The organism is Acutalibacter muris, from assembly GCF_002201475.1.
Taxonomy (GTDB): Bacteria; Bacillota; Clostridia; order Oscillospirales; family Acutalibacteraceae; genus Acutalibacter; species Acutalibacter muris.
This window is the reverse complement of the sequence record NZ_CP021422.1, coordinates 3,124,522-3,140,497: the sequence shown is the minus strand read 5'-3', so window position 1 is coordinate 3,140,497 and position 15,976 is coordinate 3,124,522. Positions and strand designations below refer to the sequence as shown.

Below are 15,976 nucleotides of genomic sequence, written 5' to 3'. Positions count from 1 at the left end.
AAATCTGCCCCTTCTGGCTATAATAAAAGAAAAATGCTTTATTTAGGGAGAACTTGTAAATGGAAACCACCAGCATAGTATTTCAGCAAACCCTGACCATGGCGATATATATGCTCGTGGGATTCGCTCTGTTCAAGGGTGGAAAAATCACGAAGGAGGGCAGCAAGTCCCTGGCGAACCTGCTGGTATGGCTCATTATCCCGGCCGTAATCATCAACAGCTTTTGCGTGGAGCTCTCCTTGGAAAAGTTGAGGGCCCTGGGGCTCAGCGCCTTGCTTGCGGCTGTGGCCCTGGCGGTTTCGGCGGCCATATCCCATTTCGCCTTTAAGAAGAGCCCCGTCGACAACTTTGCCGCCGCCTTTTCTAACTGCGGCTTTATGGGCATCCCTCTGGTGCGGGCCGGCTTTGGAGACGAGGCTGTCTTTCTTCTGGTAGGCTTTGTGGTGCTGCTGAACCTTTTGCAGTGGACATATGGCGCGGCGCTGCTCAAGGGCGATAAGGGGGCGGTCTCCCTAAAGGGGGTGCTGCTGAATCCCATCACCGTGGGCACTGCCGCAGGGGTGGTGCTGTTCGTCACGGGGCTGGGCTCACGGCTGCCCGGGGTCCTGGGCGGAGCAATAGGCGGTCTGGCAGCCTTGAACTCCCCTGTAGCCATGCTGGTGCTGGGGATCTATATGGCACAGACCAGCTTGAAGGAGACCGTTATGTCCCCAAGGCTGTATGTGCTCAGCGCGGTTCGTCTGCTGCTCATTCCCGCTGTAACATTGGCCCTGCTCACGCCGCTGCCGGTGGACTTGACGATGAAATACGTGATCCTTTTAGGCGCCTCCGCGCCGGTGGGGGCCAATGTGGCGGTATATGCCCAACTGTATGGGAAGGACTACTCGTATGCGTGCAGAACAGTGGTGCTCAGCACGGTGCTGTCTATTCTGACGCTGCCTGTGTTGGTGGCAGCGGCGGGAATTTTATGGTGATAGATATAGGAAAGTAATTTGAGGCAAAATAGAAGTTGAAATCCCTGGGCATACAGAAAGGATCTGTTTGCACAGGGATTTTAGTTGCGCTTATAGCAAAAATATATCTTAGTAAAAGGGGAGAAAGGGAATAGGTGGTTGTGAAATCTCACGCAAATTATTACCAGGCTCTGTGCAAAAAATAAATATTGCACAAATTGAGAGATAGTGCAAAATTAGGGATATAGAACGATATGAATTGACAAAAGAACAATGGGAGCGCATAAAAGGACTGTTGCCGCTGGAGAGGGCGGGGAAGTGAGGCCGACCTTATGGGGCAACCGCTAAGCAAAAACCTCACCTTCCACAACACATTTTTATAGCAGGGCCGTATATCAGGATATCCGCAAAACTGCCAGCCCCGGGGCTCTTTATTTCCCTCCTGACCGCAATTTTCGCAAATAACCCCGCAAAAATCCAGCTTGTAATTATACCCCCAATAGGCTATGCTGTACTCATATCCCACACCTAATCACGGAGGTACAAAAATGACACACTCACTATCAGGCCCCTGGACTGCCGACATTGGCGATGGCAGAAAGTACACAATGACCCTGCCCGGCACCCTGGACGAAAATAATATCGGCGGGCCGGATACCGGCGGGAATTTATGGAACCCTGACAGCCCTGTAGGCAAGGCCGCAAAATTTGGCCCGATCCTCACCCGGCTGACCCGAAAGCACAGCTTCGAGGGCCCTGCAAGGCTCACCCGCCGGGTGCGCTTCACCCCGCCCGAGGGTAAGCGCGTCTTTTTGGAGGCCGAGCGGGCAAGGGTATTGACCCTATTGGTAGACGGGCAGGAGATACCTGATTTTGTGCCGCCATCCATAGTTACGCACCATATATTTGAGCTTACCAGCGTCTGGCGGGGCGAGCACGATATTACGCTCATCTACGACAACAGCTACCCCGGCCTGCCCCGGGAGAATATCGTCTACTCCTCCGCCGCCACCGACGAGACCCAGACCAACTGGAACGGTGTGCTGGGCTTTCTGCGCCTGAGGAGGGAGGAGCCGGTGTTCATGTCCGGCCTGCGGGTCTACCCCCGGGGCGGGCTTCTGGAGGTGCGCATTACCATAGAGTCAGACCGGGAGTGGAGCGGCGTCCTGGAGGTCAGCTCTCTAGCGTTGAGCGCCTCCGCTGAAAGGCAGATAAGCGTCAAACAGGGCCGAAACGAGATAGCCTTCACTGAACTGAACATAGAAAAAAGCGCCCTTCGCTGGGACGAGTATGAGGGCAATTTATATGAGCTGACAACCACCCTAACCGGGGAGGGTCTACCCTCCCAGAGCAAAACCGTCACCTTCGGCGTGCGTGACTTCGGCCCCGATGTAAACGGCAGACTGGCCCTGAACGGCCGCACGATTTTCCTCCGGGGCGAGGCAAACTGCGGAGAGTTCCCCGAGACCGGGCACTGGCCCATGACCGTGGAGGAGTGGACGAATATCCTTGAGACCTACAAGTCCTACGGTGTGAACTGTATGCGCTTTCACTCCCACACCCCGCCGGAGGCCGCCTTTACCGCCGCCGACAGGCTGGGTATGCTCATGGAGCCGGAGCTCTCCCACTGGAACCCCACGGAGGCCTTCAGCTCCCGGAAGAGTTGGGACTACTACCGGGTAGAGCTCCTTGAGACCTTGCGGCTCCTTGCGAACCCCCCCTCCTTTGTGATGCTCACCTTCGGCAATGAGCTGGTGGCTGATGAGCTGGGCCACAGCCGCATGGAGGAGCTTTTGGATATGGCCCATAAGGAGGACTCCACCCGGCTCTTTGCCAACGGCTCCAACGTCCACTACGGCTGGCTGGGTTGCGACCCCAAGAGCGATTTCTACACCTCCAACCGTTTCCGCGAGCACTACCTTCGGGGCACTGACGCCAATATGCTGGGCTACATAAACCACAGCTACCCCAGCGCCCGGGAGAATTTCGACAGGTCCATGGACCTGCTCCGGGAGAGCTGTGATAAGCCGGTGTTCAGCTTCGAGGTGGGCCAGTTTGAAGTCCTGCCGGACTTTAGAGAGCTGGACGATTTCAAGGGCGTCACCGACCCGGCGAACCTACGGTGGATAAAGGAGCGTGTGGAGAAAGCAGGGCTCCTGCCCCAGTGGGAGCGATATGTGGAGGCCACTGGCGAGCTGTCCCGGATAGGCTACCGGGAGGAGATAGAGGCCGCCATGCGCACGGAGAAGATGTCCGGCATATCCCTGCTGGGATTGCAGGACTTCCCTGGACAGGGCACGGCCCTTGTGGGTATGCTAAACTCTCATCTGAAGCCCAAGCCCTACAGTTTCGCCCGGCCCGAGCGCTTCCGGGAGTTCTTCACCGACCGGCTGTCACTGGCCCTGCTGCCCAAGTATACATATGAGAATACCGAGACGCTGGAAACGGAGATAAAGATAGCAAACTTCGGCAAGGGGGAGATTGCCGGGGAGGTCTACTGCCGACTGGAGGGGCGCGGCCTTCTGCTGGAGGCAGTGCTCCCCCGGGTGAGCTGTCCGGCGGGACGGCTCACCCTTGCGGGCAGACTCAGCCTGCCGTTGTCTGAGATAGAGGAGCCCACCCGCCTGGAGCTGACTGTCGCTATAGGGGACATTGAGAACCGCTATCCCCTATGGGTCTACCCAGCCGTAAAGCCGGTCTGCCCTGAGAGCGTGCACGAGACGGCGGCGCTGGACGAAGAAGCTCTGGCGGTGCTGGAAAAGGGCGGCACGGTCTACCTGACCCCGCCCTCTACCCCCGAGGCTTTGCCCAATTCCCTCCAGGCCCAGTTCACCACTGACTTCTGGTCCGTGGGCACCTTCCCCAAGCAGGAGGGCGGCATGGGCCAGCTGATAAACACGGAGCACCCCCTCTTCCGGGATTTCCCCACCGAGTCTCACAGCAACTGGCAGTGGTGGCCTATGGCTTCACAGAGAGCCATGATACTGCCAAGGCCAATCGAATGTATCGTTACGGAAATGGACAGCTATGCCTTTTTGCGGCCTATGGCCAAGCTGTTTGAGTGCCGGTGCGCAGGCGGCAAGGTACTGGTCTCGTCCATGGCATTGCAGGATTTACAGCAGTACCCCGAGGCAAGAGCCCTGGCTGGATTCCGACGCGATACGGTTACCATCCCGGAAAGCGACCTGAATGGCAAGAACATAAACGAGATGGCCCTTATAGACGAGGAGGGCGTTCTGGCGGCAATAAAGACCTTTCTCAGCAAGGGGAAGGACGAGGACGTGAAATTCACCTTCCAGTTTGACGACGAATTCTAAGGGAGGGCAGTATGGCAGATGAAAAGTATACTATTCCCGAAAACCCACAGTACAAAATTGCAGATATCCGCAAGCTAAAGGACACCGATCCGGCCAGCGCTACAGAAACCTTTAACCCGGTATTTGAGCCCATTTTGGAGAGTGTCGATTATCTCAATAAACACAAGGCAGCCCTGGACACCGCCGGCAAAGTCCCGGAGAGCCAGCTGCCCGCCCTGGGCGGGCACATAGCCCAGGCGGAGGCGCCAGGCAACACGAATCTGCTGTGGATAGACACCGCGAACGGAAACATCATCAAGTTTTACGACTCCGTTGCCAAGAGCTGGAAACCGGCCGCGGCGGTATGGTCATAACATGGAGGTGAATATATGAGACAAGCGAAAATCCGGGACGTGAAGGGCTGGTATAACCGTCTCAACACGATACTGACCGGGCATGGGCTCGGAGGTATTGCTGTCCCGGAGATCTCCGGGGCGGCAAAGGCGGCCCAGGTGACGCCGCTGACAGACAGGCTGGAGAGCATGAAAACAGATACCTACTACAAGCTCGCCACATACTCCGACTGGGGCCAGGTGGTGAAGGGCGCCGTTATGCGGGAGCAGACGGTCCTGGGCGTGGAGGCCACACTTTCCAGTATAGAGGCCGCCATCGTCTGCCGGAACAGGGCGGGGAACTCCTATGGGACGTGCTCCAATGGGGTCAATACCAATGGAACCAATTCCAATGGCACTCTTTCCAACGGCAGCCATTCGGATGGGAGCAACTCTGATGGCACAAAATCTAATGGTACGCGCTCCACCAGCATCCATTCTAATCTTAGTAAAGCCAACGGTAGCTATACAAACGGCACCAGAGCCTACGGTGGTAATTCTGATGGCCTTCACACAAATCTGAACGATTTGAACGGTACAAACTCCAACGGATATGATTCGCGTGGCAGCAATTCCAACGGTAAAAATTCCAATGGTACACGTATCCACGGAACCAAATCCAACGAAAACAACGCCCACGGTACTCACTCCAACGGCACGAACAGCAACGGCAAAAACAGCGACGGCAGCGAAATAGACGCGGGCAATTCCAACAGCGCCCACAACAATTAGGAGGGCTTTCATGGGACGAACAACAGCGGTTCTATACTCAACGGCGGTGTGCAATCTCGACTGCACCTACTGCTACATCAACAAAAACAAGGGGCTAAAAGCCATCGACAGGCTCCTTGCGGACAGCTTCGCGGACCCGGATTATTACTTCGGCTTTATCCGCGACTACTTCCCCCACAAGGGCGACCTGCAAAAGCTGGAGGTCTGGGGGGCCGAGACCTTTCTGCACATGGAGCGGGTACACCCGGTGCTCCATAAGCTCATCGGCCACTACCCCTTTTTCAGAAGTTTCTTTGCCTCCACCAACTTCTCCTACCCCGAGTGGACGGACAAGGTTTTTGACCTGCTGGGGCAGTTCGCCGGGTACGCGCCCAGGCGGTTCGACGTTACCCTCCAGCTCTCCCTGGATGGCCCCAAGGAGATAACCGACAGCACCAGGGGGACCGGGGTCACGGAAAAATGCCTTGAGAATTTCGGGCGGCTGCTTTCAAGAGCCAGGGAGATACCGGGGAATGTGAGCGTGTTCCTGGCCTTCAAGCCCACCCTCTCGGTGGACTCCATGTACCGGCTGGACACGAAGGAGAAGATCATTGAATACTATCGGTTCTTTGAGGAGCTAATTCAGAAGGTCAGAAACCTGAATCTGCCCAATCTCAGCGTGAATCACCCGGTACCGAACATCGGGGTACCCGCCCCGGCGGGGAAGAAGGACGGCGAGTTCTTCGCAGGGCTTGTCAAAAACTGTCGGAAGCTGGAAAGAGAGGGAGGGCATTTTAGGTTCTACCGGGAGATAACCCCCTTTGCCACCAACATCAGGCCAAAGGATGAAGCCACCTACAATTACCCCTGCTTCAACTGCGGCACCGGGAGCACAAATGTCGGTTTCCTGCCGAACCGCATTATCTCCTCCTGCCACAACGGCTTTGTGGACGTGCTGGAGGACTACGAGGAAAACTTCCTGGAGAATCCTGATTCCAGCATCGACCCCAAGCTGTTCCAGCCCACCCACAACAAATTCACCCACACTGAGAAGGATTACCCGGCCTACGAGCGGCAGATATCCCACTACAACGCGGCGGGCTCCATGTGCCGCATAGCACACACATTTTGTTGGAGTGGTAGAAAGTAAATTCGCCGCTGGACTTCCGCATGAGGGTGTGGTATTGTGAGGTTGCCTCAACAGGGCAAATCACAACAGGAAAGAGGTTATTACAGTGGCGAGCATCCGTAAACGAGGGAACAGCTACTTGCTGGTCGTATCCATGGGCTATGATTTCGATGGCAAACGCCGCAAGCCCCAGCAGAAAACCGTACATCCACCCGATGGTCTAACGCCGAAGGCCAAGGAAAAGTGGCTCGAAGAAGAAGCCGCACTCTTCGAGCGACAGTGCCGTAATGAGCCACTCAAGGCGGTGGATAAAACCATCACTCTCGCAGCTTATACCGAGATGTGGCTGCGGGAAATTGCTCCAAATAAGCTGGCAAAATCCACCTTGGCCCGCGACAAGCAAGATATTGACCGCTTCATGCCGCGCCTGGGCGGCTACAAGCTGACCGACCTCAAGCCCGAACATTTCCGAAACCTTTACGCTGAACTTCGTAAGCAAAAGAATTCTGTGACCGGAAAGCCGCTCTCCGAATGCACCATTGAAGGTGTCCACGCTTGCTTGTGTGGTATCCTCTCTGATGCGATGGAGGGCGGCTTTTTGTCGCATAATCCGGCGTGGAGAACATACAAGTATACAGGCAAAAAGAAGAAAAAGCAGAATGTTGCTGACGAGGAAACTACGCAGAAACTCATTGCCGCGCTGGAGGAAGAAAGCATCAAATACGAAACTTACTTCAAACTAATCATTGCCACTGGTATGCGCCGAGGCGAGTGCTGTGGGCTGAAGTGGCGCGATGTAAACTTCAAGGAGAAGTCCATCCACATCTGCCGGAACGTGGTTAAAGTTACAGGCGAGGATATTATCGTCAAGGAACCGAAGACTGCTTCGGGTGACCGTTACGTTTATTTCTCGGCTGAGATGGCGAGTCTTCTCAAAGAGTACCGCAAGTTCTGTGAGCAGGAAACGGAAACCTATGATGAGCGAAAACTGTCTGCTGATGACTATATTTTCCGCAGGCATGGCATGGAACTGCCTATGACCCCCAGCAGTTTTACTTGGCGGTTCAAGCTGATTCTCAAGAAACATGGCCTACCATCCAACCTTAATGTCCACAGCCTCAGACACACTGCGGCGAGTCTTATGATTGCAGGCGGGGCCGATGTAGCTACGGTGTCTGGTTTACTCGGACACTCTCAGGTGTCCACTACGCTGGACATCTACACCCACGCCTTCGATGACAAGAAGAAAGCAGCCAGCGCGGTTTTGCAGGAGAGCCTGGACATCTGACAGAAGAAAAAGAGTTCAAGTCCTCGTAAAGAGGGCTTACTCTTTCTCTGTGTTGGCATCCAGTAGTCGCTGGATGCCTTCGTCAGTGTACGAGAGCAGCTTGCCATATTGATGGGCAATATTTTCGCGGCACTCTGCATAAGTACCAGTAGAGATAGCCTTTTCTTTCTCTGCCTTCAAGTCAAGATACTCCTGCAAGGCCGATTCATCCTGATAAAAAATCACGTTGAACTTGCCCTGATTCAGCGACAGGGGAAAGAGGTCGGTAAGAAATGCTGCATTTTCAACGTAGTAATGAACGCCGTACTTATCACACAGCTTATCGAACTCCGGCAGAAAGCTGTCCCGCTCCTCTCGAGAATCACAGGGATGGGACAGCGCTATGCGCTTTACACCAGCCCGAACCATCTCGCAAAAACAGTCAGCCGCACCAAGATGATATGAGAATTTGTCAATTTTTATAAGCGTTACATCGTCACAATTCTCTTTCGAATTGAAAACCTTTGTTTCCATGATAGCTATTCCTCTTGTTACAACAGCGTAGGTGGTGGCCAGCTACAGGCAAAGGACATCTCATTGCCAAAGCTATTTAGCTTAAAGGCGCAAGCGTCTGACATATTCCTCCAAGAGCGAAGCACTCACATCCTTATGTAGGGGATCCACGTTATGCCATAATGATATCACTGTAATTGTGGAGGCTCAATATCAACAATTCTAGTAATCTGTGGAAGAACAATATTAACTAAAAATTTTTGTGCCTCAATTGAATACGTGTTCGTCACATATTTTTCTCCAGCAGCATTCTTTTTATAAATAGCATGAATGCCTATAGACTCTCCTAATTCCGTAGAAACCTTGTATACTGTTTCGCTATGTGATTCAATTTCCTCCAAATAATTGTGATCAACCAACCAAGACGTTAACTGTGTAGCACGAAGCTTTCTCATCCCTTCGCGATGTATCAATTCATTTACCCCAAAAGTAAAACGACTGATAGTAACCTCATCTCTGACTATGGGTATTAACTCCAGTTCTTGTCTAAGAAAAAAGAATGGTACTTTTCTGCCTTTAGAATTAAAGACAAAATAGATTTCATCATCCTCACCGATTGAATCTGACATCACTTTAAACACATTTGCTGCTTCAGCAAATGCCCCCTGTAACACTTTTGATGTCAACATCATGTCGTTGGAAATCTGTAAATTGGTTATTGGATCTATTCCTCTTGAGAGATTGTCCATGATATAATATAAAGACATCATCAGTCTACCGTCCATTTTCATGCTTCAATACTCCCATGCAATATTATCCAACGCTTCAAGAAAAGCATTACCCACCTCGGGCTCTACCATGCTAACAAAATAAGCTTTACCATAGAGATGTTCTTTGAAAAATTGGAAATTTTCATTACAATATTTCTGGTGGTCAGATACTCCAAATTTTTGACAAAAATATATTTCTTGACGCAATCTTCTTTTGTATTTCTGCGAAACCCTGACTTTCCCTTCATTAACTAGGAGCCCAGTAACTTTTTGGCGTTCATGAGCATACGCAATATGTGTCTTTTGTGCGTTTACACAAAACCCCTCTTCTTCCACGATTGCGATTACGGTAGGAATCAGTTGAGTTATATTCTTTGTACCAGATAAAGTTAAGTCATCGGCATATCTTGAATAGACTCCATTATAGGATTCTGCAAGCTTACTTAGTCTTTTATCCAGTTTGAGACATATAACATTAGAAATAGCCGGACTTGCAGGGGAACCCTGTGGTAATATCCCCCGGTAAGTACATAATTTTGCAAGAGCAAAAGAAACTTCCTTTGTGTACCCGTAATATTTAAATAGCATAAAGACACGATCTATGCCTACCGAAGGGAAGAAATCTTTAATATCAAGATTGATGACGCACTCTTGGTCAATATGAGATAATGCGTTGGTTAAAATAGACTTTCCTTTGCAAAATCCATTTGCAAATTCTGAAATATGCATTTTGGAAATAATATTATCCAAAATCCATCTTTGAATATCTTTCAAATCTACAGAGGGAATATTTATCACCCGCATGCCACCAGACTTTTTTGCTAAATGGAATTCATGATAGCAGTATGAATCAATTGAGTAAATCAGAGCCGAAAGATCACTAGGCTTAATTCCTAGGAGATGCGCTAAATGTGTGCGGTCGAAAATTACCGGAAAGTCAAACGTTAATAGGTTTGAAGCGTACCTAATACAAGCAAGTGATTCTGGAATAGAAGAACTGGATTCTGATAGTGCCTCCTCAAGTTTCTTTAAATATCTTTCTTTGTCCATAGCCGCACCTCTCATAATATGATAAAGCCCATCGTACCTATTACCCATTCTGTTTCTGAACAAGCAGTGGTATTGCGGCATACCGCAATACCATTGCAAAGCGCTTTATTCCAAGCGCTTTGCAATGTGTATGTTACTGGGAACATACACATTGATAAAGTAAGCACCGTTGGCACTTAGAGAAGCGACTCGCTTCTCGCATTCTAACAGACACAATGGGCTATTATCCTAACTCTAAAGCTTTGATAAGAAGTTGCTTGGAACATAAATTTTATCGAAAGGCCATGCAGTTTTCGGGTCAATAATTCTTCCGGTTTTGGGCGAACGAGTATCTGAATTAAATCTTCCCACCTTTTCCCGAATAAAAAGCTGCCCTAATTCAGTGACTGACAGCATTGTGTCCTCATTATATTCTAAAAAGCCTTCTTTGATAAGCTGATCTACCATATCATCTATGACATCTATTGAAATACCCAAACTATTTGCCAGATCGCAGAAAGAGTATAGATTGCTGTTTTCCTGGAAATATGCGATAATGTACTCTTTTATAAAATTATCCATTCAATGCACTCCGCTTATGCGCAATATAATTTTGATTATTACGTTCAGTTTTTTGTTTTTTCATTGAGCGCGGTGTAGGACGCTTATTATTTTCACCACACGCATTTTCTCGGGGGAATATTGAAAAATAGTTGGGCGAGTCATGCCAAAATAGGCCAAGAGTATTATTAGGGGTATCATTATAGAAAGAAACCAAGGATTCACTTCCAGAGTATCCCCAAATCGAGTCTTCTTTTACACCTGTCTCCAATGAAGCCTGATAGAATTTTTCACGTGCCACCTCTGTCTTTTCAGGGAACAAATGCTTATCAAAAGCTTTATCAGACTGATTGCAGAAAAGTATCTTTACTTGTAATGATCTTTCTGTGGCTTCGTTTTGGATATTCTTAATAGCTTCTGTCATTATATAGGTGATAACATAATATATTGTCTTTCCAGTCAATATATCTAGGTGGCCCTTTATAAAATCAATAAATGTTCTGCCAGATCCGCAAAAATCATCTATAAAAACAATATGTTTTTTGTTTTTGAACACTTCTTTGTTCACTATGGTGTATGTTTCCAGGTTTGTGGCCACATCAAACTTGCTTATGCTGTGTATTTTTTTATAATTTAAAAGATATTCTATGGAGCTATTATCAATTCCCCGTTTTGAGGGAAGATAAGTGAAAATAGCTTTATGAACATCAAAATCCTGTATTGATATAAGCATGTTATGTAATTTCTTCAAAAATTGATTTACTTTTGGCTGAGAGAAATACTCAAAATCTTTTAGCAATTCGATTACAATGGGCTGTGCTTCTGCAGAAATTTGCTCAATCCATTCATCGAAATTTTCTTCAAAAGAAGTTGTCTTTTCATCATCAGCAGGAGCCCAACTCATTAAGCACCTAGAAACTATATCATATCTCTGGTCAGCAGTAAGCATCTTTATACATTCCTTTTTGGGGGAAATATGTTGATAATCCTTCACAAAAATGGAAATAAAATTACAACCTTACCCAACCCAAACAATTAACAATAATCTGTTCGGATTGGGTAAGGTTATGTTAAGGTTGGCGCGCTTGACTGGATTCGAACCAGCGGCCCTCAGAGTCGGAGTCTGATACTCTATCCAACTGAGCTACAAGCGCATATTTATGGCAACCGCAGAACCCGCGGTAGTCAACTTTGTAAAAATAGTGGTCAAACAGTAGTCAAAGGCGAAATTTTTTCTTTCCGAAAACCCCGGATCCCCTAGAAAACACTGGGTTTCCCGGCTCCTCTCAACCGAACCGGCCTGAAACGTCGGAGTTATCAGGCCGTCAATGAGAAAAGCCCATGATACCGGGCTTTTTGGTGGCACAGCACAAAATACCAAGGCGTTTACGAGAACTTGGGAGCCTTAGAAACGCCTCGATTTTTTGCAATTTTTGAGTTTTCTGAAAATAGTAGTCAAACAGTAGTCAGCGGACAAAAGAGGGGCGAAATCCTGACGGCGGCAGTCCCAATCGAATGGCTTTGTCGCGCTCATACGTTACGCGAGCGACCTCTTCAATGAACTCACGTTCCTTTTCATCAGCGCTGGCCCAGCGGATATTGTACTTGCGACACAAGTCAAAAAATATGTTGTAGAACCTTTCCTCCTCTGGATCGTGACGGCAGTACCACTCTACATCGGATTCATATTTTTGGGGATGTTGATATTCCATTTATTGTCCCTCGCTTTCACTGAAGATAACGGAAGAAAATGCGCTTTGTAGCATCGTCAGCTATTATGAATCGTGGTCCTGGTTGGCGTCTGGGTACTATGTCATTTCAAGTTCGCGAGTCCAATGACGATGTGTCAGGCAGTTCCGACCTGTCCGAATACGACTTTGACGATGAGGACGAAATCGACGAAGAATGATTGGGTTTGTTAAAAATTAAGCGTTTTTATGTAGTGCGTTGATTGAGAACCTGTTTAGTATCTAGCCAACCATCCGGTCCAGTGATAAAATAGAGGGGATGAGGGGGGAAGACAGGTGAGGAAAAGCTATCCAAGTGACATCAGTCGGAAACAATTTGAAGAAATACGCGAGGAATTGTCCAGAGTCAAAAAGCTAACACATCCCAGAAGCTACGACCTGTATGACATATTTTGTGCAGTTTTGTATCTGTTGAAAGAAGGATGCACATGGCGAGCCATCCCACATGATTTCCCTAAATGGCAAAATGTGCGGTATCATTACGACATATGGTCAAATCCAGATGAAAATGGAGTCAGTGTTCTTGACAGGGTTTTACGCAAACTGGTGGAAGCAGAGCGGGAAAAAAACGGACGCAAGGCACAAACAACAATGATAATTGTCGATTCCAAAAGCATTCAAAATGCTGATACCGCAGAAGAAAAGGGCTATGACGCGGGGAAAAAGTATCTGGGATAAAACTACATATTGGCGTGGACATTTTGGGGCTACCCCACGCAATTATGGTGACGACCGCCAATGTAACAGATCGAACCGGCGCAATTGATATGGTTGATTATTATTGTGATGTAACCGACCATCTGTCTGCGCTCAAAAAGATTATGGCAGATGGAGGCTACACCGGAGAAACATTTGCAAACTCAATCAAGGATCTTTCTGGTGCGGAGGTTGAGGTCGTTAAGCGCAACGAGCTCCATACTTTTGCTGTCCTGCCAAAGCGCTGGATTGTGGAGCGCTCTTTTGCCTGGCTCGACAAATGTCGGAGACTCTGGAAAAACTGCGAACGTAAATTACAGAACTCTTTTCAAATGTTTTCTCTTGCCTTTATTCGTCTGCTCTTAAATAGATGCTAAACAGGTTCTGAGAGTTGGTAAATGCCTTTTTATTGATTAGCTTTTGCTTTAACCCATAATCAATGAGATATTGAAAGCTACACTGTGTTCCTTGCTGACGGGAAAAATGATATAGGTTCCACAAATAGCATTGAACTGCATGAGAAGAACAGGCCCTATTGATTTCGTATTTTAGAATACAAAATTCTTTAGCGCTAATTTTTCGTTCTTTCTGCAAATAGCAAATATACGAAAGATAGGACATTAACTTATCCATTTGGTATTCAAAATCATCTTCACGGTCATGAAAGTTACCATCATACCAATCATCCTCATAATCAATTAAGTATGTGGTAGTTACTAACTCTTTATCAAACCGCAACTTTTCTAAAATTTGGTTGATAAGTTCTGTCCGTCTCGTAGTATTTGCAAATTTCCACTGCCTGTATGCAAAGAGTCCGCCAACTATCACAAGAACAATCGAAGTTGCTGACAGTACATCATCCACAGACCAATTCTCAACATTAGATATTAACGCGAATAACGATTTAATGAACTCCATATCTACCCTTCTCCCTATTATTGCTTCTTTAATTATAGCGCACATCAATAATTTATCAAGGAGAGAAATAACCTAATGAAATTAGTAATCGCGGAATAGCCCAGCGTGGCCCGGAGCATCGCCGCCGTGATCGAGGCGACCGACCGGCAAGAGGGCTACTTGCAGGGCAACGGCTGCCTGGTGCATCGGGCATCTGGTGTCCTTTGCCGACGCCGGGATGTACGACGAGCGTTTCAAGAAGTAGCGCTATGAGGATTTGCTCATCATCCAGGAGAGTTGGCGGCTGGCCGCCCCCCAGACAAGAGGGAGCGGCTCAACTCCCTGCGGGCATTACTTCACTCCGCTGTACCAAGCCCATAAAGCTGCTGTGGGCCCTGGCCTCGGCCCATGAGTACAAAACTATCACCGTCACATTTCCCTGTGCAGTTATTGCCTGATGCAAGATAATTCGTGTTCATCACTAATCTTGGGACGGGTTCTTAGTCCAATTTGTGATTATATATCCATACAAGGATGTCATCAAACTTTGCTTGCCCATTCGCCACGGCAAGTCCAAGCTCTATCAACTCGGTTTGGCTATATTGCAGAGCCACATCATTCAAATCCAGTGTGACAAGCAAGGCAAGAATACCAATACGCTTGTTACCATCCACAAAGGCGTGGTTACTTATAAGTGCATATGATAAGCGGGCAGCCTTCTCTTCTATGCTTGGATACCGTTCTACATTGCCGAACGCCGCATCTGCACTCCACACGGCAGATTCTAAAAGGCCTTGATCCCGCAAGCCAGGACTGCCGCCGGTAGCTGAAAGCAGTTTTTCGTGTAGACGGATCACTTCATCGGTTGTCAGACAAATCATTTTGCAAGCTCCTGAAATGTCTCCAGATTCTCTGCGATAAGACGATCAGCGGCAGCGCCCACTCTTTCCCAGCGCTGCACTTGAAAACTCTGGATTTGGTCGTATTCCGCAAAATCTACTACAACATAGCGGGGCTTATTGTTTTTGAGTATAACAGCCATACCGGATTCGTCTACCAGCCGGGCCACCTTGGAAAAATTCTGATTTGCCTCGGTCATTGGGACAAGAATATCTGTATTAACAGTCATTTAGAATCACCTCGCTATTATTATACGCTATTTATAGGATAAAATCAACCTATTTTTTGAAGCGAAATAAAACGGTACCTCATACAATCTGCACTCCCTCGGCAAAAATCCTATTGTGGAAATCTGAACCAGTATTGATTTCACATAACTCGTATACGTCTACACTTTTGTCTAGGGTACGGTAAAGTTCGTCAGCAATACAAAAGACATCAGTGGGAATAAAATCCTCACCGCCTATGATGAGGAGGTCTATGTCTGACTTGGCATCAGCCTCGTTTCTAGCATATGAGCCAAACAGAATCGCTTTCTCAGCTCGGTATTTCTTGAGCAAAGGGAGAATCGCTAGACGAATCTCCTCGGCTGTAAGAATCTTATCGGACATAATATTTCGCCTCAATTTAGGGGAAATGGAAAGTTTCGGTAAATGAAGTAAACTATAAGCTGACCAAATAATCATCTGCGCACCGGATCGTCGGCTCCCGTAGTATAGCGTATTCCTTCGGTCAACACATTTTTGTAAAATGGAAGTGTTGTGGAATACCGATGAAAGTAATCAAACGACTTCACGGTGATTGAGACGGTGACTTCATGTGCCAAACTCAGGTCACTAGAAATAGCGGAAATCTGATTCCGATAGCGCGAAACTTCTGCAGGTTCTAGGTCTACAGTCAGGAGAATATCAACACCAGATTCGTTGTTATAATCACCTCTGGCATATGAACCATAGAGGTAGGCATCCCGGATTTCGCAAGGAAATATATTCTGGCATTGGCGGAATACTTCATTCAAAATCTCAACGGCTTCTGGTTGGCACATGAGTGCTCCTTTTTCTGTGAAAACCAAGAAAATTTCTCTGGACTTTTGGAAAGGTTTGTGGTAGTGTCG

The 15,976-nt window shown here is 48.2% G+C and carries 18 protein-coding genes and 1 tRNA gene; 7 read left to right on the top strand and 12 right to left on the bottom strand.

The window, feature by feature from the left end:
- Window positions 1–59: 59 nt before the first annotated feature.
- From ADH66_RS16010 to ADH66_RS15985, 6 genes are all read left to right on the top strand, one after another.
- On the top strand, window positions 60–974 hold the full coding sequence (locus ADH66_RS16010) for an AEC family transporter (RefSeq protein ID WP_066538782.1): 915 nt from the start codon (window positions 60–62) through the stop codon (window positions 972–974).
- 527 nt (window positions 975–1,501) lie between these two features.
- Complete coding sequence (locus ADH66_RS16005; protein WP_157130661.1) at window positions 1,502–4,270, top strand: glycoside hydrolase family 2 protein; 2,769 nt, start codon at window positions 1,502–1,504, stop codon at window positions 4,268–4,270.
- Window positions 4,271–4,281: 11 nt separating this feature from the next.
- The gene (locus tag ADH66_RS16000; RefSeq protein WP_066538785.1) at window positions 4,282–4,623 is read left to right on the top strand and encodes a hypothetical protein; all 342 of its coding nucleotides are present in this window, start codon (window positions 4,282–4,284) and stop codon (window positions 4,621–4,623) included.
- Between the two features lie 15 nt (window positions 4,624–4,638).
- Window positions 4,639–5,373, top strand: coding sequence for a hypothetical protein (locus tag ADH66_RS15995; RefSeq protein WP_066538787.1), 735 nt, complete (start codon window positions 4,639–4,641; stop codon window positions 5,371–5,373).
- A gap of 10 nt (window positions 5,374–5,383) precedes the next feature.
- Window positions 5,384–6,502, top strand: coding sequence for a hypothetical protein (locus ADH66_RS15990; RefSeq protein WP_066538789.1), 1,119 nt, complete (start codon window positions 5,384–5,386; stop codon window positions 6,500–6,502).
- Window positions 6,503–6,587: 85 nt separating this feature from the next.
- The gene (locus tag ADH66_RS15985) at window positions 6,588–7,769 is read left to right on the top strand and encodes a tyrosine-type recombinase/integrase (protein WP_066538790.1); all 1,182 of its coding nucleotides are present in this window, start codon (window positions 6,588–6,590) and stop codon (window positions 7,767–7,769) included.
- 36 nt (window positions 7,770–7,805) lie between these two features.
- Here ADH66_RS15985 and ADH66_RS15980 read toward each other — a convergent pair whose 3' ends face one another.
- The 7 genes from ADH66_RS15980 to ADH66_RS15950 all read right to left on the bottom strand — a co-directional run bounded on the left by ADH66_RS15980 (window position 7,806) and on the right by ADH66_RS15950 (window position 12,333).
- The gene (locus ADH66_RS15980; RefSeq protein WP_066538792.1) at window positions 7,806–8,282 is read right to left on the bottom strand and encodes a hypothetical protein; all 477 of its coding nucleotides are present in this window, start codon (window positions 8,280–8,282) and stop codon (window positions 7,806–7,808) included.
- 167 nt (window positions 8,283–8,449) lie between these two features.
- Window positions 8,450–9,052, bottom strand: coding sequence for a hypothetical protein (locus tag ADH66_RS15975; RefSeq protein ID WP_066538794.1), 603 nt, complete (start codon window positions 9,050–9,052; stop codon window positions 8,450–8,452).
- Window positions 9,053–9,055: 3 nt separating this feature from the next.
- Window positions 9,056–10,081, bottom strand: coding sequence for a retron St85 family RNA-directed DNA polymerase (locus ADH66_RS15970; RefSeq protein WP_084384421.1), 1,026 nt, complete (start codon window positions 10,079–10,081; stop codon window positions 9,056–9,058).
- Between the two features lie 234 nt (window positions 10,082–10,315).
- On the bottom strand, window positions 10,316–10,642 hold the full coding sequence (locus tag ADH66_RS15965; RefSeq protein WP_066538797.1) for a hypothetical protein: 327 nt from the start codon (window positions 10,640–10,642) through the stop codon (window positions 10,316–10,318).
- Window positions 10,635–11,570, bottom strand: a complete 936-nt coding sequence (locus ADH66_RS15960; protein WP_066538799.1) for a phosphoribosyltransferase-like protein — start codon at window positions 11,568–11,570, stop codon at window positions 10,635–10,637. Before ADH66_RS15960 ends, ADH66_RS15965 begins: the two co-directional genes overlap by 8 nt.
- 128 nt (window positions 11,571–11,698) lie before the next feature.
- A tRNA-Arg gene (locus tag ADH66_RS15955) sits at window positions 11,699–11,775 on the bottom strand.
- Between the two features lie 312 nt (window positions 11,776–12,087).
- The gene (locus ADH66_RS15950) at window positions 12,088–12,333 is read right to left on the bottom strand and encodes a hypothetical protein (protein ID WP_066538801.1); all 246 of its coding nucleotides are present in this window, start codon (window positions 12,331–12,333) and stop codon (window positions 12,088–12,090) included.
- 312 nt (window positions 12,334–12,645) lie between these two features.
- Here ADH66_RS15950 and ADH66_RS15945 point away from each other — a divergent pair.
- A protein-coding gene (locus ADH66_RS15945) for an IS5 family transposase (RefSeq protein WP_088364400.1) occupies window positions 12,646–13,442 on the top strand; the annotation gives its coding sequence in 2 pieces (ribosomal slippage) (window positions 12,646–13,036 and window positions 13,036–13,442; 798 coding nt in all).
- Here the strand turns inward: ADH66_RS15945 and ADH66_RS15940 are convergent.
- The 5 genes from ADH66_RS15940 to ADH66_RS20200 all read right to left on the bottom strand — a co-directional run bounded on the left by ADH66_RS15940 (window position 13,414) and on the right by ADH66_RS20200 (window position 15,934).
- The gene (locus ADH66_RS15940) at window positions 13,414–13,983 is read right to left on the bottom strand and encodes a hypothetical protein (protein WP_066538803.1); all 570 of its coding nucleotides are present in this window, start codon (window positions 13,981–13,983) and stop codon (window positions 13,414–13,416) included. The two genes, ADH66_RS15945 and ADH66_RS15940, sit on opposite strands and share 29 nt — an antisense overlap.
- A gap of 479 nt (window positions 13,984–14,462) precedes the next feature.
- Window positions 14,463–14,843: a type II toxin-antitoxin system death-on-curing family toxin gene (locus ADH66_RS15930; protein ID WP_066538805.1), complete on the bottom strand. Its 381-nt coding sequence runs from the start codon at window positions 14,841–14,843 to the stop codon at window positions 14,463–14,465.
- Window positions 14,840–15,091 carry a type II toxin-antitoxin system Phd/YefM family antitoxin gene (locus tag ADH66_RS15925; protein WP_066538807.1) on the bottom strand — a complete coding sequence of 84 codons (252 nt, stop codon included), beginning with the start codon at window positions 15,089–15,091 and terminating at the stop codon, window positions 14,840–14,842. The genes ADH66_RS15930 and ADH66_RS15925 overlap by 4 nt, the downstream gene beginning before the upstream one ends.
- Before the next feature lie 79 nt (window positions 15,092–15,170).
- On the bottom strand, window positions 15,171–15,473 hold the full coding sequence (locus ADH66_RS15920; RefSeq protein ID WP_084384422.1) for a nucleotidyltransferase family protein: 303 nt from the start codon (window positions 15,471–15,473) through the stop codon (window positions 15,171–15,173).
- A gap of 71 nt (window positions 15,474–15,544) precedes the next feature.
- Window positions 15,545–15,934 (bottom strand): nucleotidyltransferase family protein, encoded by a 390-nt coding sequence (locus tag ADH66_RS20200; RefSeq protein ID WP_207653003.1) that lies wholly within the window; start codon window positions 15,932–15,934, stop codon window positions 15,545–15,547.
- Window positions 15,935–15,976: the final 42 nt, after the last annotated feature.

Coding starts and splice junctions, on each gene's coding strand:
- ADH66_RS16010 (WP_066538782.1), top strand. CDS start 60: ATGGAAACCACCAGCATAGTATTTCAGCAAACCCTGACCATGGCGATA.
- ADH66_RS16005 (WP_157130661.1), top strand. CDS start 1,502: ATGACACACTCACTATCAGGCCCCTGGACTGCCGACATTGGCGATGGC.
- ADH66_RS16000 (WP_066538785.1), top strand. CDS start 4,282: ATGGCAGATGAAAAGTATACTATTCCCGAAAACCCACAGTACAAAATT.
- ADH66_RS15995 (WP_066538787.1), top strand. CDS start 4,639: ATGAGACAAGCGAAAATCCGGGACGTGAAGGGCTGGTATAACCGTCTC.
- ADH66_RS15990 (WP_066538789.1), top strand. CDS start 5,384: ATGGGACGAACAACAGCGGTTCTATACTCAACGGCGGTGTGCAATCTC.
- ADH66_RS15980 (WP_066538792.1), bottom strand. CDS start 8,282: ATGGAAACAAAGGTTTTCAATTCGAAAGAGAATTGTGACGATGTAACG.
- ADH66_RS15975 (WP_066538794.1), bottom strand. CDS start 9,052: ATGAAAATGGACGGTAGACTGATGATGTCTTTATATTATATCATGGAC.
- ADH66_RS15970 (WP_084384421.1), bottom strand. CDS start 10,081: ATGGACAAAGAAAGATATTTAAAGAAACTTGAGGAGGCACTATCAGAA.
- ADH66_RS15965 (WP_066538797.1), bottom strand. CDS start 10,642: ATGGATAATTTTATAAAAGAGTACATTATCGCATATTTCCAGGAAAAC.
- ADH66_RS15960 (WP_066538799.1), bottom strand. CDS start 11,570: ATGCTTACTGCTGACCAGAGATATGATATAGTTTCTAGGTGCTTAATG.
- ADH66_RS15950 (WP_066538801.1), bottom strand. CDS start 12,333: ATGGAATATCAACATCCCCAAAAATATGAATCCGATGTAGAGTGGTAC.
- ADH66_RS15940 (WP_066538803.1), bottom strand. CDS start 13,983: ATGGAGTTCATTAAATCGTTATTCGCGTTAATATCTAATGTTGAGAAT.
- ADH66_RS15930 (WP_066538805.1), bottom strand. CDS start 14,843: ATGATTTGTCTGACAACCGATGAAGTGATCCGTCTACACGAAAAACTG.
- ADH66_RS15925 (WP_066538807.1), bottom strand. CDS start 15,091: ATGACTGTTAATACAGATATTCTTGTCCCAATGACCGAGGCAAATCAG.
- ADH66_RS15920 (WP_084384422.1), bottom strand. CDS start 15,473: ATGTCCGATAAGATTCTTACAGCCGAGGAGATTCGTCTAGCGATTCTC.